The organism is Streptomyces sp. NPDC014861 (assembly GCF_043081625.1).
Classification (GTDB): domain Bacteria; phylum Actinomycetota; class Actinomycetes; order Streptomycetales; family Streptomycetaceae; genus Streptomyces.
The window spans coordinates 1-22,981 of sequence record NZ_JBIBWV010000032.1; the positions used below are offsets into that span (position 1 = coordinate 1).

Genomic DNA, 22,981 nt, shown 5'->3' on the forward strand with positions numbered 1-22,981 from the left:
GCCGACGTGTCCGCGATCCACGGCAGCGCCCCCACACCCACACCCACACCAGCACCCGCCATCGTGGTGACCGACACACCCATCCCCTCTCCACTGAATCCCGAACCGGGATGCCTGGCCCCGTGCCAGCCCGCCTACCCGGAGTCCTCCGGTCCACACCCACGAATTCTCACGTGGGTCGGAACTGTCCTCGACCTCAGGTCCTGAGGGACGCGAGCAGCGGTCCCCAGTCGAGGTGGCGTTCCTCGGTGCCCTGGGGCACCAGGACGAAGGTCTCGCGCACGACGCGGGCGAGCGCCTCCTGCTCGCAGCGGACGACGGCGCGCCCGCCCGCCGGTCCGAGGCTGAGGAGGAGTCCTCCGCCGGGGGCGGGGCAGAGCTGGACCTCGCCGTCTCCGGTGGGCCGCAGCGATCCGGTGAGGACCATCTCGCGGTCGACGCGCCACACCACGGGCTCCTCGCCCAGGAGGTGGAAGGCGACGCTCAGGGCGTGCGGGTCGCGGGAGTCGTAGCCGACGGTGGTGTCGACGCGGACCGCCAGGTCCGCGGTGAGCAGTTCCATGGCCATCGGCTGGGTGAGGACGCGCGGCGCGGGGAGCGGCGCGGCGGGGTGCTCGTACATGGGGTCCTCCGGCTGAGGGGCTGTCAGCGTGCGGGTGCGGTGTCCGCTTGACCCGTCCCTTCGCTGTTACACCTCGTATCACCGTGGCGGATGTGCCGATGAGGTAACGGTTCGGTGAAGGCCGTGGAGGAAGGAAGGACTCAGGGGCCGACGGGGCGGGGATGCTCCGCCGTACCGCTCGGGGTGTCCCCGTCGGGGCCGGCGGACTCGGACCGGCCCGTCAGGTGCTCGTACGTCCCGGTGAGCAGGAGCAGCCGGTCGAGGAGGGGCGGTCTGTCGTCGAGGTGCAGCCGGGCGCCCGCGGCCGCGGCGAGCCGGTGGAGCGTCAGCAGGGCGGACAGGCCCATGGAGTCGCACAGGGTCAGTCCGGAGCAGTCGACGTGGAGGTCCGTGGGGGCGGCGTCCGGGCCGGGGTGGGACCGTCCCGGGACGAGGTGGGGGCGTGCCGCGTCCAGCAGTTCCTCGGCGCTGTCCCAGGCCAGCTCGCCGGTGAGCGTCATGCGCAGCACCCCGTCGGGCGTGGCGACGGCCTTGAGTTCGAAGGTGGGGTCGGGGTGGTTCACGAGCGGGGTCCTGGGGCCGTTGGGGCGGGTACGCGGAGGAGGGCGCGGCGGCCTGCGGCGAGGTGCGCCCGCGCGCGGGGGAAGTCGTGCTGGGCTTCGGCCAGCAGGTCGAGGGCGGCGACGAGGGCGGGGGCGGGGACGCCTCGGACGCCGAGGATCCCGGCGGTCCAGGTGACGAAGCCGGTGAACAGCTCGGCGTCGTCGGTGTAGAGGGACGCCCCGAGGAAGTCGACGATGTGGGCGATGTCCTCGGCGGTCCGCTCCCGCTGCCGGTCGGTGTACGCGGCCATGGCCGGAACCGTCTTCTCCAGGCCCTGGAGGACGTGCCGGACGAGCTGGGTGCGGGCGCGCGTGACCAGGGTGTACTCCTGGTCGGCGAGATGGGGCAGGTGGTCGGTGGTCGTCGGCCGTGCCGCGTCCGGCGGAGGGGGGCCGGAGGCGAGCAGGCGGGCGGCGGCGCGGGCGTCCGGTGCCCATCCGTCGGCGCCCAGCAGGCGGGCGTACCGGCCGTCGGGTCCGAAGGCGGCTCCGCCGACGAGGACGGGGAGGCCGATGGCCTGGACGGCGGTCACGGCGGCGTGGGCGGTCGGGAGCCGGAGCGGCAGCGAGGAGGAGAGGGCGACGACGTCGGTGCCGGTCTGGTGCAGATGGGCGATGAGGTGGGGGGTGGGGACGTGTGCCCCGAGGTAGTCGACGTGGAAGCCCCGGCCGCGCAGGACCTCGGCGAGGAGGCGGGCGGGCAGGGCGTGCCACTCGCCGTCGACGCAGGCGACGGTGACGCGCCGGGGCGCCGTCCCGTTCTCCGGCCGGGGGGCCGGCGCGTCCGCCGTGCGGCGGGCGAGGGCGGCGACGACACGGTCCTGGATGGCCGTCGCGGCGTGCTCCTGAGCGACCCCGATGCGGTCGGCGGCCCATTCGGCGCCGATGCGTGCCTGGACGGGGCCGATCACGTCCAGGAGGAGTTCCTCGGCCGGGACGCCGGCGTCGTGGGCGCCGAGGACGGCCTCGGCGGCGGCCCGCTCGTCCCGCGCTTCCAGGGCCGCCCACAGCTGTCGGCGGGTGGCGGCGAGGCCGGTGGTGGAGGGCGTGGTGGGGGTCGGGGTCTGCGTGCTCATCCGGTGTACCTGCCCCGTGTGTGGCCGTTCACCGCCGAGAGGTGATGGGTGTGCGGCGCGGTGATGGCGACGACCGCCATGTCGTCGTGGGGGCCGCGGCCCACCCAGTCCCCGGCGATCATCTGCACGCGCTCGACGACCGCCTCGGCCGGGAGACCCACGCACTCGGTGAGCGCGGAGCGCAGCCGGTCCTCGCCGAACATGGCCGAGCCGAGCGGTCCGCCGCGCGCCTCGGTGATCCCGTCGGTGTAGAGCAGGCAGGTCTCGCCGGGCGACAGGTGGACGGTCGCGGACCGGCTGGTGACGTCGGGAAGGGCACCCACCAGGGTGCCGCCGGTGTCCGCCTCCTCCACCTCGCCGGTGGCGCGCAGGATGAGGGGGCGGGGGTGGCCCGCGCTGGTGAGCCGGAGTCGCACGGTGCCGCCGGTGCGCCGTACCGAGGCCAGGACCATGGTGGCGAAGCGGGTGTGGCGGGCGGTCAGCAGGGCGCCGTTGAGCAGCCGCAGGACGTCCTGGTGGTCGCCCGCGAGGGGGAGCAGGGCGTGGACGGTGCTGCGGATCCTGCCCGTGAGCACGGCGGCGTCCAGTCCCTTGCCGCAGACGTCGCCGAGGACGGCGAGCGTCTCCCGGCCGTCCTCGGTGCCGGGGTGCACGTCGTAGAAGTCGCCGCCGATCCGCTCGGTGTCCTGGGAGGTGCGGTAGCCGCCGGCGAAGTCGACGCCCCCGACGTGGTGGAGCTGCGGCGGGAGGAGTTCGGCGATCAGGGCGCGGGTGATGCGGGCCTGCTCCGCGTAGAGGCGCGCGGCCGAGAGGGCGGCGCCGGCGCGGGCGGCGAAGAGGCGGGCGAAGAGTTCCTCGGAGGCGTCGAAGGCCCGTCGTCCGCCGCGTCGCAGCAGGATCAGGGCTCCCGCGGGCACGCCGTGTCCGGGCAGTGGGGTGATGGCGACCGATCCGGGGGTTCCTCCGAAGCCCTCGGGCACGGCCCAGGAGGGCAGCTCGGCCGGGTCGATCCAGCGGGCGGGCACCGGCGGGAAGCCCTGAAGGGCCTCGGCGAGACCCGGTACGAGGGAGGGGTCGAGAGCGAGTTGGGCCCGCTCGAAGCCGCCGCCCATCGCGGTGACCACCGTGTATCTGTTCCGCACGGGCGGGGAGACGACGAGGGCGGCGTCACCGAGGTGGGCGGCGGCGAGGAGGGCGGCCTTCTCCAGGCAGCGGTCGGGGTTGAGCGAGGCCAGCAGCTGGGTGGACGCCTCGGCCAGGAGCTCGTGGCGCTCCCGTTCGGTCCGCAGGGCGTCCTGCGCGGCCGTCAGGTCGGAGTCGTCGACGAGCCACCAGGCGACGTCGCCGTGGTCGGCCTCGGTGGGGTGGGCTCTCAGGAGGCGGCCGTCGTGACTGCCGCGCAGCGGGGCGGGGCCCTTGCGCGCCGGTGCCGCGCCGACCGGGGTGCGGGGCGGGTCGGCGAGGCGCCGGTGGGCGTCCGCGAGCCAACCCGGGACGACCTCGTCGAGCCACGTACCGACCCTCATCCGGGGGAAGAGGTCGGCCGCGGCGGCGTTGAACTCCACGACCCCGCCGTGGCGGTCCGCCACCACGGCGGGGTGCGGCGACCCGAGCCAGGAGGTGCCCGCCGCTCCCGGGGCCTCCCGGGAGCGACCGGACTCGTCTTCGAAAACAGTCATAAGCGTGGCCGCGTGTGCGGGCCCGCCACCTTCCCGACTCGACGACAACTCGTCCTTCCACCCTTGCGGAGTGGGCGCCTCAGAGCAAGTGAACCCCTCTCCTCCGGTACGTACCCGGCGCTTCCCCGCAGTATCCCCACGATTCCGGCACAGGGGCTTCACCGCAGGCGGTTGCCATGTGACGGTCTTCACCGGAGACGTTTGTCATGTGGCAGTGAGGACGAGGACGGCCCGGTCGTCGTCGATGTCCTGTCCCCCGGTGAAATCCCGTACCGCCCGGGTGAGGGCGTCGATGAGCGTCTGGGACGAGGGGCGGGGCGGGGTGCCGGCGACGGCCTCGGCGAGGCGGTCCTCGCCGAACTGCTCGCCCGTGCCGTCCCTGGCCTCCGTGATGCCGTCCGTGTACAGCAGCAGGCTCTCGTGCGGGGCGAGGTGGAGGGTGCGGGCGACGACGTCGGTGTCGGCGGAGATGCCGAGCAGGGATCCGGGGGCGTCGACGGTCCGGGTGGTGTGGTGGGCGTCGAGGTGGAGGGGCAGGGTGTGGCCGGCGCGGACGAGTTCGACGTCCAGTCCGCGGCCGGCAAGGGTGAGCGTGCCGTAGACGAGGGTGACGAAGCCGGTGCCGTGGCTGCCCGGGCGGTTGACGAGGGCACGGTTGACGGCCGCGACGACGTCCGCGGGGCCGGGCAGGAGGGGGGCGACGGCGCGGGCGGTGTGGCGGACGAGTGCGGTGGTCGTGGCGGCGATGGCGCCGCGTCCGCAGACGTCGCCGAGGAGGAACGCCCACCGGTCGCCGCCGAGCGGGAAGACGTCGTAGAAGTCGCCGCCGATGTCGAGGCCCTCGCCGGCGGGGTGGTAGGAGGTGGCGACGTCCGCGCCGGGCACGTCGGGGAGTTCCGGCATGAGCAGCCCGGCCTGGAGGTCCCGGGCGAGGGTGACCCGGTGGGTGTACTGGCGGGCGTTGCGGGCGGCGGAGGCGGCGCGGCGGGCGAGTTCCTCGGCGAGGGCCACCCGGTGCCCGTCGAAGGGCTCCTTCTCGGTGGAGAGCAGGGTCACGGTGCCGAAGGCGGTGCCGCGGTCGAGCAGCGGGACGCAGAGGTAGCCCGTGACGCCGAGGTCCTGCCAGGGGCCGGGTCCGGTGGGGGCGCGCCGGGCGATCTCGCTCACGCGGGTGGCGAGGACCCGGGCGACGGCGTCGTCGTCGGCGTCGTAGACGGGGATGTGGGAGCCGAGGACCTGTCGGCTGCGTTCGTCGGGGGCGGCCGTGGCGACGCGGCGCAGGCGTCCGTTCTCGACGACGTCGACGGCGCACAGCGGTGCCAGGCGCGGGGCGCAGGAGGCGGCCAGGCGCTCCAGGGTCTGGACGGCGTCGAGGTCGGCGGTGAGGGCGGTGCCGGCCCGCAGGAGGAAGGCGAGGTCCTCGCGGGCGGCCCGTTCGCGGGTCTCGGCGGCTCTGCGGGCCGCCTCCTCCCGCTGCCGCTCCACGGCGAGCGCGGCGGTGTCGGCGAAGAGGCGGGCGAGGGCGAGGTCGGCCGGCTGCGGGAGCCTCGGGGTGCGGTGGTACATCGCGAAGGTGCCCAGGAGGGCGCCGTCGCGGCCCAGGACGGGGGTGGACCAGCAGGCGGACAGGCCGGCCCGGCGCGCCAGGTCGCGGAAGTCGTCCCACAGGGGGTCGGTGGCGATGTCGCCGACGACGACGGGCTCGCGGCGGTGCGCGGCGGTGCCGCAGGACCCCACGCCCTCGCCGATGCCGATGCCGTCGACGGCCCGGTTGTAGAAGTCGGGGAGGCTGGGGGCCGCGCCGTGGAGGAGGCGCCGGCCCTCGTGGTCGGCGAGGAGGACGGAGACGACGAGGTCCTCGGGCGACAGTTCCTCTATCGCGCGGGCCATTCCGTCCAGGACCTCGTTCAGCGGGGCCTGCCGGGCGATCTGTTCCAGGAGCACGCGGTGTTCCGCCGTGAACCGCTGGGCCTGCTTGACCTGTGTGGTCTCCACGCCGATGACCCGGACGCCGGTGACGTTGCCGCCGGAGTCGACGCGCGGCTCGTAGCTGAAGTCGAAGAAGGCCTCCCGGGACTCGGCGCCGTCGGCGAGGAGGACCCGGGCGTCGCGGCCGGTGCGGGGGGCGCCCGACCGGTAGACGCGGTCGAGCAGGCCGATGAGTCCCTGGCCGGCGGGTTCGGGCAGCAGGTGTCCGAGGGGGACGCCGGTGCGGGCCCGGGGGCCGGCGCCGATCGCCTCGAAGAAGGCGGGGTTGGCGCTCTCGATCATGTGGGCCGGTCCGGCGAGGGAGGCGAAGACGGCGGTGGATTCGCCGAAGAGCGCTCTGAGGTCGTCCTCGACCGGGGCGACGGCGGCGCGACCGGTGTCCTGCGCCGGATCGGGCCGGTGGGGGTGCTGACCCGGTACGCGCATCATGCGGTCTCTTTCCTGTGCGGTCGCGCCGGTGTTCCGGCTCCGGGTGCGGTGTCCGGCCGGTCCGGTCCGGCGGCGAATGCCTCGCGCGCGTCGGCGTGCACGGCGAAGATCTGGTCCAGGCCCGTCAGGGTGAGCAGGCGCTGGACGGTGCGGGGTACGGCGGCGAGTCCGAGGGATCTGCCGTGGGCGGAGAGGTGGCGGTAGAGCCGCAGCAGGGCGCTGATGCCGCTGGAGTCGCAGAAGGTCAGGGCGGCGAGGTCGGCGACGACGGGCCCTTCCCCGCTGCCGGGTGCCAGGCCCGTCCGACAGGCCTCGTCCAGTTGGACGGCGCTGTCGAAGTCCAGTTCACCGCGGAGCACCAGCACCGTGCCCCGCTCCTCCTGCCCGATGTCGACCGAGAACACCCTCGACTTCCTCCGTGTGTGCCTGATGGTGGGATGTCCCCGGCCTGGGGCGACGAGGACACCACTGTGCCCTTCCGCGTTCCCCGATGCTCCGGATTCATGGCGGAGGTGTGGGATTCGGTGTGTTTCCGGCGTCGGTTCTTCCTTGCGGGGCCGGTGGGGCCGGTGGGGCCCGCGGGGCGGGCGGTGTCCCGGTGCGTCGGGCCGCCGATGGAGCCGGCGGGGTGCCGGTGCATCGGCGGGGTGCCGGTGCGTCGGGCACAGGCCGCCGGTCCGGCGGATCCGCCGCCGTGCTACTCCGGCAGGAGGGAGAGGCGGGCGCGGACCCGCTTCCCCTCGGGCGCGGGCTCCACCGTCAGGCTCTCGCAGACGGCGACGACGATCTCGACGCCGTGCTGACCGATGCGGCGCGGGTCGTGTCCCCGGGGTACGGGGGCGGCGGCCTCCTGGTCGAAGACCGAGATCTCCAGGGCGTCGCGGCCCAGTTCGAGGAGGAGCCGGCAGGGGCCGGCGGTGTGCCGGATGGCGTTGGTGACCAGTTCACTGACCACCAGTTGCGCGAGTTCGACGCGCTCGTTCTCGACCGGTGCCGGCAGCACGGCCGTCGCCTTCTCGAGGAAATCGGCTGTGAAGGCGCGGGCTGCGGCGATGGCCCCGCCTCCGGAGCCGTCGTCGTAGACGGCCCCCGCGGACAGCAGGGGCTCCGGTAGGGCGCGCTCCGCGATGATCGCGTCCGTCATGGCGCTCGTACTCCCCTCTTCCGGATGGGTCGGCGGGTTGGCTTCTGGTACCCGCCTTTCCCCACTTCGCGGTTCCCACACCGCCGGCATCTCGGATCGCACCCGCCGGGCGGTACCTCAGGGGGACGCCGGCGGGGGTGGTGCGGGTTCCCCGAGCGGGCCCGTGTCCGGTTTCCCGGCCCCGTGGCCGTGCCAGTCGAGACAGAGTACGAGGACGGCGTCCGGCACCCCGCGGGGGCCTTCGCGCAGCGCCCGTACGACGGCCCGGGGGACGTCCGCGCCGTTCGGGCGGCCGTCGCCGGCGAGGGCGCGGGCGACGGGGCCGTCCGGTGCCTCGTGCCCACCGCCGCCCGCGGGCTCTCCGGTGCCGTGGGCGACGAAGACCAGGCGGTCGCCGGGCAGGAGGCGCAGGCGCTGCGTGGCGTAGACGGTGTCCTCGAACATGCCCAGGGGCAGTTGGCGGTCCAGTTCGACGCGTTCGGTCCCGGTGGGGCGGATGTGCCAGAGCGCCGGCGATCCGGCGTCCACGACCTCGGCCTCGCCGGTGGTCAGGTCGAGCCGGAGGAGCAGGGCCGCGAGCGGGTGCGTCCCGCGGTACTGCCCGTAGAGGGCCTGGTCGGTGAGGCTGGCCTGCGTCACCAGGTCGAGTCCGGCCCGCCGGGCGTTGCGGATGGCCGTCAGGGCGAGGGTGCTCGCCAGGGCGGCCGGGGTGCCGGGCCCGGCGCCGTCGGCGACGACGACCAGCAGTTCCCGTTCGGTCGCGCTCCAGTCCAGGAGGTGACCGCCGGAGGTGTAGGCGGGCTCCCAGTGGGCGTGGAGGTCGAAGGCCGGTCCGGTGCAGGCCCGGCCGGGCAGGGTGTCCCACTGCATCTCCCCAGCGACGCTGAGGGCGTGTGTCCTGCGGGTGCGGCGGTAGAGGTCGGTGTGGCGGTCGGCGACGCGCAGGGAGTGCCCGAGGGTCTCGGCGACGCGGGCGAGGCTCGCGGTGGTCTGCGGGCCGGACCGGTCGGCGGGCAGGTCGACGACGAGGACGCCGAACCGGTCCCCGCGGACCGTGACGGGGAGGTACGCGGTCGCCGTGGGGCCGACATCACGGAAAAGATATGGTTGCTGGGTGTGGAAGACGCGGCCGGCGGGGCCCGCGTCCACGGGCACGTGAGGCATCCCGGCAGGTGTCTGTACGGGCTCCACGGGGCGCAGGGTCGTGAATCCGTAGTCGACGAGCAGCAGGTCGGCGGAGGTCGCGGCGTACAGGTGCGCGAGACTGGTACGGAGGGAGTCCAGGAGGAGGTGTGGTGCCGCCCCGCGCAGTGCGCCTTCCACTGTCACGTGTCGATCCACCGGATCCGTACCGCCTTCTGGAGAGTTGTGGAGATGACAGGTCCGTCGCGAGGGCGGTGTCCCCGGCCCCGGACGTCCGAGGAGTGTCGGCAGTCATGAGCAGCAACCCCGCCCCGTCGCCGAAGGAACCGCAGCAGGCGGCCGAGGCCGCCCGGGAGCTGATCGAGCTGCTGGAGGTGCTGTGGGAGCGCGGCCGGGACATGGTGTCCTCGACACCGGTCTCGGCGAGTCAGCTGCGCGTGCTGTACAGCCTGGACCGCGAGGAGGGCATCAGCCTGCGGACCCTGGGCGAGCTGCTCGGCTCCGCGCCGCCCTCGGTGAGCCGCATGTGCGACCGGCTGGAGGCGCTGGGCTTCGTGCAGCGGCTGCCGAGTCCCGTGAGCCGGCGGCAGCTGGAGCTGCACCTGACGGCGCACGGCAAGGCGTACCTGAGGGACCTCAGGGCCCAGCGCGAGGAGGCCCTGCTCGCGGTCATCGGGGACATGTCGCCGACGAACCGCAAGGCGCTGCTGCGGGGGCTCACCGGGTTCCACGAGGCCGTGGAAGGGGGCGGAGCGGCCGCCTCCTCACCGTCCCGCACGCCACTGAAGGACGTCAGTTCGGCCTGATCCCCGCGCGACGCCGGCTCCGGCCGGGCGCACACCCCATGTCCTCATTGCCACCTCTGGTCGTCCTCGACGGGGCTCTGCCGGTCACCCCGTCAGGTATTGCCTCAAGGATACAGTTGCCACACGGCAACTGATCACATGGCGCCGTGCCAGTCGAGGCAGACGACCAGGGCGTCGTCCTCCAGCGGGCCGGTGCCGTGGTGGAGGGCGAGCTCCCGGAGCACCGCCTGCGGCACGAGCGTGGGCGGCAGCAGACGGGTGCCCCGTAGCGCGCGGGCCAGCGCCCGGTCCCCGTAGCTCTCCCCGGCGGGCGAGACGGCCGCGTACACGCCGTCGCTGCCGAAGAGCAGCCGGTCGCCCGGCCGCACGGCGAACCGCTCGGGGACGTACACGGTGTCCTCGAACATGCCGAGGGGCAGCTGCGCCTCGAAACCGATGGCCTCCACCGTCTGCCCGCGCTGGCGCCACAGCCGCGGCGAACCGGCGTCCACGGCCTCCACCTCGCCCGTGACCAGGTCGAAGCAGAGCAGCAGCACCGAGACGAAGGCCTTGCCCCGGTACTGGGCGTACACCGCCTGGTCGGCCAGCGCGGCCTGGTCCGCCAGGGGGAGACCGGCCCTGCGGGCGTTGCGGAGCGCGCTGATCGCGAGGTTCGTCAGCAGGGCCGCCTCGATGCCCTCCCCCATGCCGTTGGTGACCGTCAGGGTCAGCCGGCCGTCCGAGACGGACCAGTCGTAGTTGTCGCCGAAGATGGCGTAGGCGGGCTCCAGATGGGCGGCGAGGGCGAATTCGGGGCGGGCGCAGGAACGGCCCGGCAGGAGCTGCCACTGCATCTCCGCCGCGAGCGTGAGCCGCGTCGCGCGCCGGGCCAGGACGTACAGGTCCGTGTCGCGCTCGGCCACCAGGATCTCGTGCCCGAGCGCCTCGCAGACCTGGGCGAGCGCGGGCAGCAGCGGTCTGAGGTCGCCCCGCGGCGGCAGCTCCGCCGTCAGGACCCCCAGCCGGTCGCCCCGGACGGTGACCGGCAGATGGAGCCGGAGCGCCCCGGACTCCCTGACGACGTACGGCTCCTGGGCCTCGAAGGCGCGTCCCTGGGGGCTGTCGTGGATCGGCACCGACGGATCCGATCCCGGGTCGTGCCCGACCAGCTGGAGCGTCCGCAGGCCGTAGTCGGCCAGTCGGAGTTCCACCCGCAGCACTCCGCAGTGCTCCCGCAGGGCGTCCTCGACGACGCCCACGAGGCGGTGCGGGGCCGCCCGGCGGAGCGCCTGCTCGATGTCGGCGATCTCGCGCACGGTCTCCTTCTCCTCTTCCCTCTTCCGCGGGCCCTGTCCCGTGCACGGGGACCGGGCCCACCCGTCCGCTATCTCGCGCCGCCGGCCGCGGCCAGCGCGTCCGACACTTGCTCGTGCGGCGGGATCGTACCCGTCACGCCGGTGATCTCCAGGATGCGCCGCACGGCCGGCGTCGGCGCGGCGAGATACAGGTCACCGCCGGTCGCCCGCGCCCTGTTCACCGCCCTGAGCAGGACGTTCAGCCCCGAGGAGTCCATGAAGTCGAGGGCGGACAGGTCCAGCACGAGCCGACGCCTTCCGTGGCCGAACTGTTCCGTCAGACGGTCCTCCAGCCGGTCGGCCGTCTCCATGTCCAGTTCGCCCTCCACGGTCAGCACGGCCGTGCGGTCGTCGCGGATCTCGACGTCGACATCCAGGTTCGGTTCTCGCTCGGACATGTTTCCCTGCTTTCCGTGTAAGGGGGGTGAGGCGGTCGTGGGGCGGAGGGGTCAGGAGACCTGGACGCCGATCACACACGTGTCGTCGTCGGTGTCCGACTTGCTGCGCTCCAGCAGCTGGTCCAGCCGGCGTTCGAGGCTGTCGGACGGCTGCCTGGCGACGGTGAGCAGGTGGGCGACGGAGTCGAGGACGGCGGTGTCCCGCCGCTCGACGAGCCCGTCCGTGTACATCAGCACGGTGTCGCCCGGTTCGAGCCGCAGCTCCGCCTCCTCGTACTCGGCCTCCGCGAGGGCCCCCAGCAGCAGTCCGCGCAGGAGGGGCTGGTCGACGGCGTCGTCCCCGCGGACCAGCACCGGCGGGAGGTGCCCGGCGCGCGCCCAGCGCAGGGTACGGCTCCCGGGGTCGTAGACGCCGCAGACGGCGGTCGCCGTGACGTGGGCCGTGAGGTGGTGGGCGACGCTGTTGAGCCAGGACAGCAGCTGCCCCGGGCCCGCGCCCGTGACGGCGAGGCCGCGCAGGGCGTTGCGCAGCACCACCATCCCGGTGGCGGCCTCCACGCCGTGGCCGGCGACGTCGCCGACACACAGGAGCACCTTCTTGGACGGCAGGACGACCGCGTCGTACCAGTCGCCGCCGACCAGGGACTCCGACTCGGCGGGACGGTAGCGGACGGCGACGTCGAGCCCCGGCGCGTCGAGCGGCGGTTTGGCCGGCGGCATGATGGCGTGCTGGAGCTGGAGGGTGAGCCGGTTGCGTTCCTCGGCCGCCTCCTCCGTCGCCGCCAGCCGGTCGCGGGTGGCCGTGAGGGCCACCTCGGTCCAGTGCTGGGCCGAGATGTCCTGGTAGGCGCCCCGGACGGACTGGAGCCCGCCTTCGGTGCCCAGGGCGGGTTCGGCCGTCACCCTGATGTGCCGTGTGACGCCGTCGTGGCGGAGCATGCGGAAGGCCGCGGAGCCCACCCGGCGCTGGTACAGCACCTTCTGGAGGAAACGGCGGATCGTGGCGGCGTCGTCGGGGTGGGCGTGCGCGGCGAGGTCGCGCAGGGCGACCGGCGGCTCCGTCGTCCTGCGGCCGAAGAGTTCGAAGAGCTGGCCGTGCCAGGTGATCTCCCCGGTGACGACGTCCTCCTCGAAGGCGCCGACCCGGCCGAGCCGCTGAGCGTGCTGGAGGAGGCTGGCGAGACGGGCCGACTCGTCCTCGACGCGCCAGATGAGGAGGACGGCGGCGCCGCACCGGGTGATGCTGATGTCGGCGAGCGAGGCGAGCGCCACCTCGTCCACCAGGGCGGTGAGCCGGACCCGGCGGGCGCGGAACGGCTCGCCCGTGGCGTGGACCCGCTCGATCCGGTCGAAGAGTTCGCTCCCGCCCGCCGTCGCCGGGTAGGCCTCCAGGAGCAGGGCGCCGTCGACGGAACCGCGGGGGCGTCCCGCCGGGTCCTGGAAGTGCGCGTTGGCGTGCCGGACGCGGAAGTCGACGAGCCGCCCCGCCTCGTCCAGATGAGGAGTCAGGACGAGGGCGGGGTCGTAGAGCCCGTCGGCGAGCTCGGCCAGCGCCGACGCACCGTCCCCGTCGGCCGGGGGGAAACCGTCCGGCGACGCTTCGGGCAGCGTCTCCAGGGTGTGGGCGCAGAGTTCGGCGAGGGCCTCGATCTGGCGCTCCACTGCCTGGGGCAGGGGGTCGAGCGGACGGGCCCAGCAGATCTCCAGGACTCCGTGGATGCGGCCGCCGGTCCCGGCGGGGACGACGACCCGGCCGCCTTCGGGGTGGCGCACCCGTCCGATCGAGGGGATGCCCGCGGCGGCCAGGGAGGGGTACCGGACGGTGCGGCGCCCGGTGAGCGCCTGGCGGGCCGCTGTGGTCACCCCCGGGGGTACGTAGTGCCAGCGGGCCGCCTCGTCGGGGCCGAATCCGGCGTGGCCGCGCAGGCTCAGCGAGGTGTCGGGTCCGGTGGTCCAGATCGCCACGGCGACGGCGCCCAGGGGTTCGAGGGCGTGTCTGAGCAGCGACTCGGCGACGGCCTGGGTGTCACCGGCGCTGAGCGCCGCGCTCTCCGCCGTACGCAGGCGGACGGCGACCGAGGCGGCGGGGGCGGTGGTGTCGGGCTCGGCGACGGCCGTCCGTACGAACGCGTCGGCGGCCTCCGCCATCCGGTCCCGGGCCGCCTGGTTGATGATGTCCGCGGCCAGTTCGAGACGGGAGAGCCCTGCCCGGTCGGCGAGCTCCGCGAGCTGGCGGGCCGCCTGGGCGGGGCCGCAGCCGAGACGCTCGACGATGACGCCCTTGGCGAGTTCGATCAGGGCGCGCCCCTCGGCCGCCGCGTGCGCGGCGCGCACCTCGCCGCGCAGTCGTTCGACGGTGGCGGCCAGCCGCCCGTCACCCGAGGCGTCGGGCGCGTCGACCGGTGCGAAGGGGACGACCGGCGCGTCGTCGGCGGGGTGCGGGTCGGTGGTGCCGGGGGTCGTGGGTGCCACGCCGCCGGTCGCCGCGGGCAGCACGACACCGGAGGCGGGGGCCGGCGCCCCGCCCGGGGACGCGGGCTCGGCGGTGCCCGCCTCGGGAAGGCCGGTGATCGGGTCCTCGCCCGGGACACGGGGGTGGTTCACCTCGGCACCTCCTCGGTCGGGGCGGCGCCGGGGCCGTCGTGCGTACGGAGGCGGCCGGCGCCGGTGGGGGCCGCCCCGGACGGGCGGAGGACGTCAGCCAGGGCCGCGCCGGACAGGCGGGGGGCCTCGGACGGACAGTGGGCATCGGAACGGGCGGCCCCGGACCGGCATGGGGCGCCGGTCCGGCCGGGAGAAGCGATCCGGCCGGGAGCGCCGGTCCGGCCGGGAGCCGTCGGGTGCGAGGGGCGGGGCGGGGCCGCGGCGGCGGTCACGAGGTCTCCCCGCCGTCGAGCCAGCGGGTGACGCAGGCGATGAGTTCGTCGGCGTCGACGGGCTTGGTGACGTAGTCGCTGGCCCCGGAGGCGATGCTCTTCTCCCGGTCGCCGGGCATGGCCTTCGCGGTGACGGCGATCACGGGCAGGTCCGCGTACTGCGGCAGCTCCCTGATCCGCGCGGTGGCCGTGTAGCCGTCCATCTCCGGCATCATCACGTCCATCAGGACGAGCGCGACGGCGGGGTTCGCCAGGAGCGTCTCGATCCCCTTCCGCCCGTTCTCGGCGTGCAGCACGGTGATGCCGTGCAGCTCCAGGATGCCGCTGAGCGCGTAGAGGTTGCGGGCGTCGTCGTCGACGGCGAGGACGGTCCTGCCGCGCAGGGTGGTGTCGACGGCCCGGGGCGCGGGGGCCCGGTGGTCGCCGCGCACCAGGGGCACCACGTCGCCGGGCTGCTCCGCGGACAGGTGGAGGGTGATCCGCTCGCGCAGCTCGTCGAGGCTGGAGAGGAGTTCCAGCGGGCGGCGGCGGGCGAGGTCCTGGAGGGCGCCCTCTTCTTCGGCCGGGAGCCGGCGGTTGTTGTGGGCGAGGACGGGGACCGTGCGCAGCGCCTCGTCGCCGTCCATGGCGTCCAGGAACCGCAGGGCGTCGCCGTCCGCCATGTCGACGTCGAGCACGACGCAGTGGAAGGGGCGGGTGGCGAGGGCGGAGGCCGCCTCCTGGGGGCCGACGACCGCGATCAGCTCGATGTCCGCCTGTTCCGTGTGCCCGCCGTCGGCCGCGAGCTGCGTGACGGCGTTCTCGGCGACGACGGCGAGCAGCCCGCGCGGGCGCTCCTCGATCACGAGGAGGCGCCGGGTCGGCCGGGCCACCGGAGCGCCGGGCAGGGCGAGCGGGCCGCCGCGGGCCGGGGCTGGGGCGGCGAGCGCTTCGGCGGGGTCCGCCGCCGGGAGGGCGGGGTCGGGCTGCTCGGTGAAGTCGGTGCGGGTGACGGGGAGGTAGAAGGTGAAGGTGCTGCCCCCGCCGGGGACGCTCGTGACCGTGAGGGCACCGCCGAGGAGGTAGGCGATCTCCCGGCTGATGGAGAGGCCCAGGCCGGTGCCGCCGTACTTGCGGTTGGTGGTCCCGTCGGCCTGCTGGAAGGCACCGAAGATGGCCTCCAGGTTCTCGGCGGCGATGCCGATGCCGGTGTCGGTGACGCGGAAGGCGACGACGGGGCCGCCGCGGCGGACGGACACCGGCAGCTCGCCGTCCGAGGCCGGTTCGATGCGCAGCTCGACGCTGCCGTGCTCGGTGAACTTGACGGCGTTCGACAGCAGGTTGCGCAGCACCTGACGGAGCCGCGCGTCGTCGGTGACGAGGTCGACGGGGACGCCGGCGGCCGTGGAGACCGCGAAGGCGAGGCTCTTCTGCGAGGTGAGGGGGCGGAAGGTGGCCTCGACGTAGTCGAGGAGCCGGCGCAGGGGCACGCGCTCCGGGTTGAGGTCCATCTTTCCGGCCTCCACCTTGGACAGGTCGAGGATGTCGTTGATGAGCTGGAGCAGGTCGGATCCGGCCGAGTGGATGATGCCGGCGTACTCGACCTGCTTGGCCGTGAGGTTGCGGGTCGGGTTCTGGGCCAGCAGCTGGGCCAGGATCAGCAGGCTGTTGAGCGGGGTGCGCAGTTCGTGGCTCATGTTGGCCAGGAACTCCGACTTGTACGTGGAGGCCAGGGCGAGCTGCTGGGCGCGGTCCTCCAGCTCCTGCCGGGCCTGCTCGATCTGGAGGTTCTTGGCCTCGATGTCGCGGTTCTGCGTGGCGAGCAGGGCCGCCTTCTCCTCCAGCTCGGCGTTGGAGAGCTGGAGCTCCTCCTGGCGCACCTGGAGTTCCTCGGTGCGCGAGCGGAGTTCGCCGGCCAGGCGCTGGGACTCGTCCAGGAGCTCGTCGGTGCGGGCGTTGGCGACGATGGTGCTCAGGTTGACGCCGACGGTCTCCATGAGCTGTTCCAGGAAGTCCCGGTGCACGGAGGTGAAGGGGCTGAAGGACATCAGCTCGATGACGCCGAGCACCTGTTCCTCGACGAGGACCGGCAGCACCACGAGGCTGCCCCGGGACGTGCTGCCGAGCCCCGAGGAGATCGTGACGTAGTCGGCGGGGACGTTCTCGGCGGCGATGGTGCGCCGGCCTCGGGCGGCCTGTCCGACGAGCGACTCGCCCAGCCGGAAGCGGACCGGTTCCCGGTCGGCGGGGCGTCCGTAGGAGCCGACGAGTCCCAGCTCGACGCCGTCCCCGCCCTCCTCGGCGAGGTAGAAGGCGCCGTACTGGGCGGCCACGAGCGGGGTGAGCTCGTCCATGACGAGTTCGGCGACGACGGCCAGGTCGCGGTGGCCCTGCATCAGCGCGGACATCCGGGCCAGGCTGGACTTGAGCCAGTCCTGCTCCTGGTTGGCCCGGGTCGTCTCGCGCAGCGAGCCGACCATGGCGTTGATGTTGTCCTTGAGCTCGGCCACCTCGCCCGAGGCCTCGACGGTGATGGAGCGGGTGAGGTCGCCCTCGGCGACGGCGCTCGCGACCTCGGCGATGGCGCGAACCTGGCGGGTGAGGTTGCCCGCCAGTTCGTTGACGTTCTCGGTCAGGCGCTTCCAGGTGCCGGAGACTCCCTCGACCTCGGCCTGGCCGCCGAGGCGGCCCTCGCTGCCGACCTCGCGGGCGACCCGGGTCACCTCGGCCGCGAAGGAGGACAGCTGGTCGACCATGGTGTTGATGGTCGTCTTCAGCTCCAGGATCTCGCCCCGGGCGTCGACGTCGATCTTCTTCGACAGGTCGCCGTTGGCGACGGCGGTGGTGACCTGGGCGATGTTCCGGACCTGGCCGGTCAGGTTGTTCGCCATGGAGTTGACGTTGTCGGTGAGGTCCTTCCAGGTGCCGGCGACGTTCGGCACCCTGGCCTGGCCGCCGAGCCGGCCCTCGGTGCCGACCTCGCGGGCGACCCGGGTCACCTCGTCGGCGAAGGCCGACAGGGTGTCCACCATGGTGTTGATGGTGTCGGCGAGGGCCGCGACCTCGCCCTTGGCCTCCACGGTGATGCGGCGGGACAGGTCGCCGCGGGCCACGGCGGTGGCGACCTGGGCGATCGAACGCACCTGCCCGGTGAGGTTGGACGCCATCACGTTGACGTTGTCGGTCAGGTCCTTCCAGGTGCCGGAGGCGCCCCGGACGGTGGCCTGGCCGCCGAGATTGCCCTCGGTGCCGACCTCCCGGGCGACGCGGGTCACCTCGTCGGCGAAGGCCGAGAGCTGGTCGACCATGGTGTTGATGGTCGTCTTCAGCTCCAGGATCTCGCCCCGGGCGTCGACGTCGACCTTCTTCGACAGGTCACCGCCCGCGACGGCGGTGGCGACGTGGGCGATCGCCCGCACCTGCGCGGTGAGGTTCCCCGCCATCGAGTTGACGGAGTCGGTCAGGTCGCGCCAGGTGCCGGAGACGCCCTTCACGTCGGCCTGTCCCCCGAGGATGCCCTCGGTTCCCACGTCACGGGCCATGCGCGTGACCTCGTCGGCGAAGGCCGAGAGCTGGTCGACCATCGTGTTGATGGTGTTCTTCAGCTCCAGGATCTCGCCGCGGGCGTCCACGTCGATCTTCTGGGAGAGGTCGCCCTTTGCGACCGCCGTGGCCACCTGGGCGATGTCACGGACCTGCGTGGTGAGGTTGCCGGCCATCGCGTTGACCGAGTCGGTCAGGTCGGCCCAGGTGCCGGAGACACCGGGCACGGCGGCCTGCCCGCCGAGCGTCCCCTCCGTGCCGACCTCCCGCGCCACCCGCGTCACCTCGGAGGTGAACACGGACAGCTGGTCCACCATCCCGTTGAACACCCGGGAGATCTCGCCCATCAGTCCGTCGGCCTCGTCCGGCAGCCGGGTGCCGAAGTCGCCGTCCCGCACGGCCGTGAGCCCGGCCAGGAGCTGGCGGAGTTCAGGCTCGACCACTGCGGCCGGCCCGGAGCGCTCCCGGTCCGGGGAGCCCTTGGTCGTCGTCTCAGACATGCCCCATCCTCAATTCCCGCCAAGCTGTCGCACACGGACCGTACGACCCCGCGCCACGTGCCGGACGTCCGCTCCCCCGGGACGGTCCCGACGGCCGCGATCGTTGCCGTACGGCAATCATGACGACACTACCCTTCCGTGATCGACAAGAGGAGGGCGGTGCCCGGTCGGGCGGCCTGAACCCGCCCTCCCGGCCGGTCCCGGACGGCGGGCATACGCCGGCGCGACCGGGGTACACGCGCGTCGAACCGGGCGGTCCCGCCCCGAAGACGAGGGGAGCAGTACGTGTTGATGGCCCATCCCGTGGTCCTGCGCAATCTCATCGAGCAGTACGAGACGCTCAAGGTGCTCCAGGCGGAGAACGGCGGCGAAGAGGTGCGACGGCGCATGGACGACCTCGCGTACACGCTGTGTGTCTCCACCGGTACGCGTGACGTGGACGCGGCGCTGATCGCGGCCCGGCACCGGCTCCCCGGCGCGCGCACCGAGGACGACTCGGTACTGAGCGCCTGATCACACGGCCGGGCCCGACGCCTCCCCCGGCGGAGGCGTCGGGCCCGGTCGTGCCGCCTGAGCCCGGCCCTCCCTCGGCGGAGGTGCCGGGCTCGGTCGTGCCGCGGCCCGGCACCGGCTCCCCCGCGCACGCCGGGGACGGCTCGGTACCGAGCGCCTGAGCACACGCCTGAGCCCGGCCCTCCTCTGGCGGAGGTGCCGGGCTCGGTCGCGCCGCGGGCGGCGCCGCGGGGGCCGCCTACCAGCGGTACCAGCGGCTCGTACCGCCCTTCGGCCGGGCCACGAAGCCGAGCAGCCACAGGACGAGGACGATCACGGCTATCCACCAGAGCGCCTTGAGGGCGAAGCCGGCGCCGAAGAGGAGCAGCACGAGAAGCAGGACGAGGAGCAGGGGGACCATACGGATCGACCTCCGTGGACGGATCGGCGTGCGGGGAAGGAGAAGGCCGGACCGAGTGCGGGGGCTCCCGCCTCCGGCCGGGGCGGGAGGTCCCGGCCGCTCAGCGGCGGCGGGCGAGGAGCAGGGCCATCGGGCCGAGGTCGCGCCGCGCGGCCAGGCTCCCGGTCCGGTGACCCCATCCGTACGCGAGGGCGAGCGCGGCGGCCGTGCCCGCGGCGGCGCCGGCCGTCACGGCCCGGTGCGCCCGCGCGGCGCCCCACAGGTCGCTCCCCGCGCCCCGGGCCACGTCCGCGGCCGCGCGGGCCTTCTCTGCGAGGGGGGACGGGAGGTCGCCCCGCTCCCCGAGGTTCGCCGGCTCGTACCGGGCGTCCACGTCGGGGTCGTCCTCCCTGGTCGGGCCGGGCAGGTCCGACACGCTGTCCGGGCCGGTCCAGGGGAACTGGTTGCGTTCGCTGTTCTCCGAAGCACTCATGGACACCGTCTGGCCAGACTCCCGCGCGCCAAACCTGGCCGATCTCCGACGATCCGTCCGGCCCGCCGGCCCGGGCCGCCCCCGGCGACCGTCCCGCCCGCTCGCCCGTACGGGAAGCCGGCCGTACGCCGTGCGCTTGGACCACGGTGCACCGGGCCCTCGTCGGCACGGGGCTGCGCGACCGGATCCGGATCGGCGCCTCCGGCAAGATCGCCACCGGGAGCGACATCGTCAAGCGGCTCGTCCAGGGCGCCGACTACACCAACGCCGCCCGGGCCATGATGTTCGCCCTCGGGTGCATCCAGGCCCAGCGCTGCCACACCAACACCTGCCCCGTCGGGGTCGCCACCCAGGACCGGCGGCGCGCCCGCGCCCTCGACGTCGAGGACAAGGCGGACCGGGTCCGGCGCTTCCAGGAGGCGACCGTGCGGAGCGCCATGGAGCTCATGGCGGCCATGGGCGCCGCCGGCCCCGGGGAGCTGGACCCCGGCATGCTGCTGCGCCGGGTCGGACCGGACGCGGTGCGATCCCACGCCGAGCTGTACGAACCGCTCGAACCGGGCCTGCTGCTTTCGCCCGCATCGGTTCCGGACACCTGGGCAGGCGACTGGAAGGCGGCTCATCCGGACCGGTTCACCCTCCGGTGACCCGGTCGGCAACCACAGCGAAAGGGAGACCCATGACCCGTACCGTCGCGCAGGTGATCGTCGACGGACTCGCGGACCTCGGTGTCGGGCAGGTGTTCGGCGTGGTCGGTGACGCGCTGAATCCGCTCACCGACGCCATCCGGACCACCGAGGGCATCGACTGGACCGGCTTCCGGCACGAGGAGGCGGCGGCGTTCGCCGCCGGAGCGCGCGCCCAGCTCTCGGGCGAACTGGCCGTCTGCATGGGCACCGTGGGACCGGGCTCGGTGCACCTGCTGAACGGACTGTACGACGCGGCCAAGAGCGGCGCCCCGGTCCTGGCCGTCTGCGGCCAGGTACCGCTGTCGGAGCTGGGTGGCGACTACTTCCAGGAGGTCGACAACGACCTGCTCTTCCGGGACGTGGCCGTGTACCGGGCCACCGTGACCTCCCCCGACCAGATGCCCCGGCTGCTGGAGTCGGCGGTGCGGGCGGCGGTGACCGGGCGGGGCGTGGCGGTGCTGACCGTCCCGGGCGACCTCGGCGACCGGGAGGTCGAGGAGGACCGGCCGACGCGGTTCGCCCTGCCGCGCCCGGCCGTCACGCGTCCCGACGACCCGGCGCTCGCCGAGGCGGCCGAGGCGATCGCCCGCGGCTCCCGGGTCACCCTCCTGGTGGGGCGCGGCGCCCGCGAGGCCCGTGAGGAGGTGCTGCGCGCCGCCGAGCTCCTGTCTGCGCCGATGGTGCTGACCCTGAAGGGCAAGGAGGGCTTCGAGGACGACAACCCGTACGAGGTGGGCCAGACCGGCCTCATCGGCAATCCCGGCGCGGCCCGCGCCATGGACACCTGCGACACGCTGATCATGCTGGGGACGGACTTCCCCTACCGGGACTGGTACCCGGAGGACTGCCGGGTCGTCCAGATCGACACCCGCGAGGAGCACCTGGGCCGCCGCGTACCGGTGAACGTCGGGCTCGCCGGGGACGTGGGCGCGACGCTGCGGGCCCTGCTGCCGCTGCTGACGCCCGTGCCGTCCCGCTCCCATCTGGACGAGGCCCGTGAGCGGTACGCGGAGTGGCAGGAGGGCCAGGCGGGCCTCGCCGATCCCGCGCACGACAAACGGCTGCTGGGGCGGATGCGGGCGATGTTCGACAACCGGGAGGACGACATCCGCCCCGAGGCCCTGGCCGCCGCCGTCGACCGCCACGCCGCCGACGACGCGATCTTCACCTCGGACACCGGGATGGCCACGGTGTGGCTCTCGCGGCTCGTGCGGATGCGCGGCACCCGCCGGCTGATCGGCTCCTACAACCTCGGTTCCATGGCGAACGCCATGCCCCAGGCGATCGGGGCGCAGCTGTGGGCACCCGACCGGCAGGTGGTGGCCTTCTGCGGCGACGGCGGCCTCGGCATGCTGCTCGGCGACCTGATGACGATCCGCTCCGAACGGCTTCCGGTCAAACTGGTCGTCTTCGACAACCGTCGCCTCGGCATGGTGAAGCTGGAGCAGGAGCAGGCGGGGCTTCCCGAGTTCGGTACGGAACTGGACAACCCCGACTTCGCCGCCGTGGCGGAGGCGATGGGTCTGACCGGGATCCGCGTCACCGCGCCGGGCGAGCTGGACGAGGCCGTGCGCAGGGCGCTCGCCCTGCCCGGCCCGGTCGTCCTCGACGTGCTCACCAACCCGGCGGAGGTGGCCGTGCCGGGCAAGCCGACGGTGTCGCAGGGGTGGGGCTTCGCCATCGCCAAGATGAAGGAGAACCTGCCCTCCGGTGCGCGCTGAGCGGTGATGTGCGGGGGGTTGCGCGGGCTCGCTCCCCGCGGGATCCCGTGCCGCGCCCGGCGTCCTGTCTCGCGGACGGGACGCCGGGCGCGGTGCTGTGGCGACGGGGGCGGGAGGGGGTTCAGTTCGCGTCGGCGTAGTGGGTCCGGACCCACAGCGGCAGAGCGAACCAGCAGAGCAGGTACCAGGTGAGGACACCGGAGACCAGCCAGGGCACGTACGGGTCGTGGGTCGCCACCCGCAGGATGAGGAACAGCGCGGCCGTCAGCGTCGCGAGGAGCAGCAGGATGCCCGTGAAGGTGAGCCGGGAGGCCCAGACGACGGCCTGGGGCTTGACCCGTCGCCCGGACACGATCCGGTGGAAGGAGACGGGTCCTATGAGCGCGCCCGTCGAGAGCGAGCCGAGGACGACGGTGACCAGGTAGATCTTCTTGTCGGTCTGCTCCAGGTCGTGGAAGAGCGGGGTGAACACCACGGTGAGGAGGAAGCCGAGGAGGATCTGGACGCCTGTCTGCGCGACCCGTATCTCCTGGAGCAGTTCCTGCCAGCGCCGGTCCGCGCGTTCCTCCTGTGTCTCGCCCCGCCCTCGGTCGCGGGCGGCGTCGCCGGCGTCGGAACCGGTGCGTCTGCCCGGTTCGGGGGTGTTCTCGTCGTCGCGGGCCTCCTTCGGCCCGTTGACCTGCGTGGCGGTGCTGCGTTCGTCCATGGGAGATCCTCCTCTGAGGCGTTGGGGCAGGAGCGGTGGGTCCGGGGCAGCGGGTGCGGGTGCGGCGCGAGGCCGTGGCGGCGCTGTCCCGGCGGGAGCCGACGTGGCGGAAGCCCCCGTCGGGGCCGGGGGCTTCCGCGTGGCACGGCACGGTGCGGAGTCAGGGCCGCCGTGTGCCGGCCGTTCGAAGGGGCGTGTGGGGCCGCCGCCGTCCGCGGCGGGCGGTCCCGCCGTCGCCGGGCGGCCGCCCGCGTCCGCCGGTGGCGGGGCCGCCGACACGCCCGTTCCGTCCTCGCCGACCTGTCTGCCCGTCCCGTCCGCGCGGCGCGTCGGGGGGCGCGGCGGGAGCACGCGTGCCGC

At 74.0% G+C, this 22,981-nt stretch carries 18 protein-coding genes and 1 pseudogene; 4 read left to right on the forward strand and 15 right to left on the reverse strand.

From position 1 onward, the window contains the following. Positions 1-196: 196 nt before the first annotated feature. The 8 genes from ACF1BN_RS35070 to ACF1BN_RS35105 all read right to left on the reverse strand — a co-directional run bounded on the left by ACF1BN_RS35070 (position 197) and on the right by ACF1BN_RS35105 (position 8,870). Positions 197-622: an SsgA family sporulation/cell division regulator gene (locus ACF1BN_RS35070; RefSeq protein WP_392335641.1), complete on the reverse strand. Its 426-nt coding sequence runs from the start codon at positions 620-622 to the stop codon at positions 197-199. 140 nt (positions 623-762) lie between these two features. After that, positions 763-1,185, reverse strand: coding sequence for an STAS domain-containing protein (locus ACF1BN_RS35075; protein WP_392335642.1), 423 nt, complete (start codon positions 1,183-1,185; stop codon positions 763-765). Beyond that, entirely contained in the window at positions 1,182-2,300 is a 1,119-nt protein-coding gene (locus ACF1BN_RS35080; protein ID WP_392335643.1) for a B12-binding domain-containing protein, read from the reverse strand. The genes ACF1BN_RS35075 and ACF1BN_RS35080 overlap by 4 nt, the downstream gene beginning before the upstream one ends. Beyond that, positions 2,297-3,979 (reverse strand): PP2C family protein-serine/threonine phosphatase, encoded by a 1,683-nt coding sequence (locus ACF1BN_RS35085; protein WP_392335644.1) that lies wholly within the window; start codon positions 3,977-3,979, stop codon positions 2,297-2,299. The genes ACF1BN_RS35080 and ACF1BN_RS35085 overlap by 4 nt, the downstream gene beginning before the upstream one ends. A 204-nt stretch (positions 3,980-4,183) precedes the next feature. Then, entirely contained in the window at positions 4,184-6,397 is a 2,214-nt protein-coding gene (locus ACF1BN_RS35090) for a SpoIIE family protein phosphatase (protein WP_392335645.1), read from the reverse strand. Next, positions 6,394-6,801: an STAS domain-containing protein gene (locus ACF1BN_RS35095; RefSeq protein ID WP_392335646.1), complete on the reverse strand. Its 408-nt coding sequence runs from the start codon at positions 6,799-6,801 to the stop codon at positions 6,394-6,396. The genes ACF1BN_RS35090 and ACF1BN_RS35095 overlap by 4 nt, the downstream gene beginning before the upstream one ends. A gap of 293 nt (positions 6,802-7,094) precedes the next feature. Next, positions 7,095-7,541 (reverse strand): ATP-binding protein, encoded by a 447-nt coding sequence (locus tag ACF1BN_RS35100; protein WP_392335647.1) that lies wholly within the window; start codon positions 7,539-7,541, stop codon positions 7,095-7,097. Between the two features lie 117 nt (positions 7,542-7,658). Then, the gene (locus tag ACF1BN_RS35105) at positions 7,659-8,870 is read right to left on the reverse strand and encodes a PP2C family protein-serine/threonine phosphatase (RefSeq protein WP_392335648.1); all 1,212 of its coding nucleotides are present in this window, start codon (positions 8,868-8,870) and stop codon (positions 7,659-7,661) included. A 107-nt stretch (positions 8,871-8,977) separates the two neighbouring features. Here ACF1BN_RS35105 and ACF1BN_RS35110 point away from each other — a divergent pair, with 107 nt between their 5' ends. Beyond that, complete coding sequence (locus ACF1BN_RS35110) at positions 8,978-9,490, forward strand: MarR family winged helix-turn-helix transcriptional regulator (protein ID WP_392335649.1); 513 nt, start codon at positions 8,978-8,980, stop codon at positions 9,488-9,490. A gap of 134 nt (positions 9,491-9,624) precedes the next feature. Here the strand turns inward: ACF1BN_RS35110 and ACF1BN_RS35115 are convergent, their stop codons facing one another. The 4 genes from ACF1BN_RS35115 to ACF1BN_RS35130 all read right to left on the reverse strand — a co-directional run bounded on the left by ACF1BN_RS35115 (position 9,625) and on the right by ACF1BN_RS35130 (position 18,120). Then, entirely contained in the window at positions 9,625-10,785 is a 1,161-nt protein-coding gene (locus ACF1BN_RS35115) for a PP2C family protein-serine/threonine phosphatase (protein ID WP_392335650.1), read from the reverse strand. 68 nt (positions 10,786-10,853) lie between these two features. Next, a complete protein-coding gene (locus tag ACF1BN_RS35120; protein ID WP_392335651.1) occupies positions 10,854-11,222 on the reverse strand; it encodes an STAS domain-containing protein in 369 nt (122 codons plus the stop codon). A gap of 51 nt (positions 11,223-11,273) precedes the next feature. Then, positions 11,274-13,826, reverse strand: coding sequence for a SpoIIE family protein phosphatase (locus ACF1BN_RS35125; RefSeq protein ID WP_392335652.1), 2,553 nt, complete (start codon positions 13,824-13,826; stop codon positions 11,274-11,276). A 268-nt stretch (positions 13,827-14,094) separates the two neighbouring features. After that, positions 14,095-18,120: a HAMP domain-containing protein gene (locus tag ACF1BN_RS35130; RefSeq protein WP_392335653.1), complete on the reverse strand. Its 4,026-nt coding sequence runs from the start codon at positions 18,118-18,120 to the stop codon at positions 14,095-14,097. Positions 18,121-18,405: 285 nt separating this feature from the next. On the opposite strand from ACF1BN_RS35130, the gene ACF1BN_RS35135 reads away from it, so the two are divergent. Next, positions 18,406-18,633: a DUF5133 domain-containing protein gene (locus ACF1BN_RS35135; RefSeq protein ID WP_392335654.1), complete on the forward strand. Its 228-nt coding sequence runs from the start codon at positions 18,406-18,408 to the stop codon at positions 18,631-18,633. Positions 18,634-18,871: 238 nt separating this feature from the next. Here ACF1BN_RS35135 and ACF1BN_RS35140 read toward each other — a convergent pair whose 3' ends face one another. Both ACF1BN_RS35140 and ACF1BN_RS35145 read right to left on the reverse strand, forming a co-directional pair. Then, positions 18,872-19,033, reverse strand: coding sequence for a DUF5670 family protein (locus ACF1BN_RS35140; protein ID WP_392335655.1), 162 nt, complete (start codon positions 19,031-19,033; stop codon positions 18,872-18,874). 100 nt (positions 19,034-19,133) lie between these two features. After that, positions 19,134-19,505 carry a hypothetical protein gene (locus ACF1BN_RS35145; protein WP_392335656.1) on the reverse strand — a complete coding sequence of 124 codons (372 nt, stop codon included), beginning with the start codon at positions 19,503-19,505 and terminating at the stop codon, positions 19,134-19,136. Between the two features lie 143 nt (positions 19,506-19,648). Between ACF1BN_RS35145 and ACF1BN_RS35150 the strand changes: the two are divergent. Both ACF1BN_RS35150 and ACF1BN_RS35155 read left to right on the forward strand, forming a co-directional pair. Further along, a pseudogene (locus ACF1BN_RS35150) lies at positions 19,649-20,152 on the forward strand (glutamate synthase-related protein); the annotation flags it as partial. Positions 20,153-20,184: 32 nt separating this feature from the next. After that, positions 20,185-21,915 (forward strand): thiamine pyrophosphate-dependent enzyme, encoded by a 1,731-nt coding sequence (locus tag ACF1BN_RS35155; RefSeq protein ID WP_392335657.1) that lies wholly within the window; start codon positions 20,185-20,187, stop codon positions 21,913-21,915. Positions 21,916-22,036: 121 nt separating this feature from the next. Here ACF1BN_RS35155 and ACF1BN_RS35160 read toward each other — a convergent pair whose 3' ends face one another. Further along, complete coding sequence (locus ACF1BN_RS35160) at positions 22,037-22,621, reverse strand: DUF6328 family protein (RefSeq protein WP_392335658.1); 585 nt, start codon at positions 22,619-22,621, stop codon at positions 22,037-22,039. Positions 22,622-22,981: the final 360 nt, after the last annotated feature.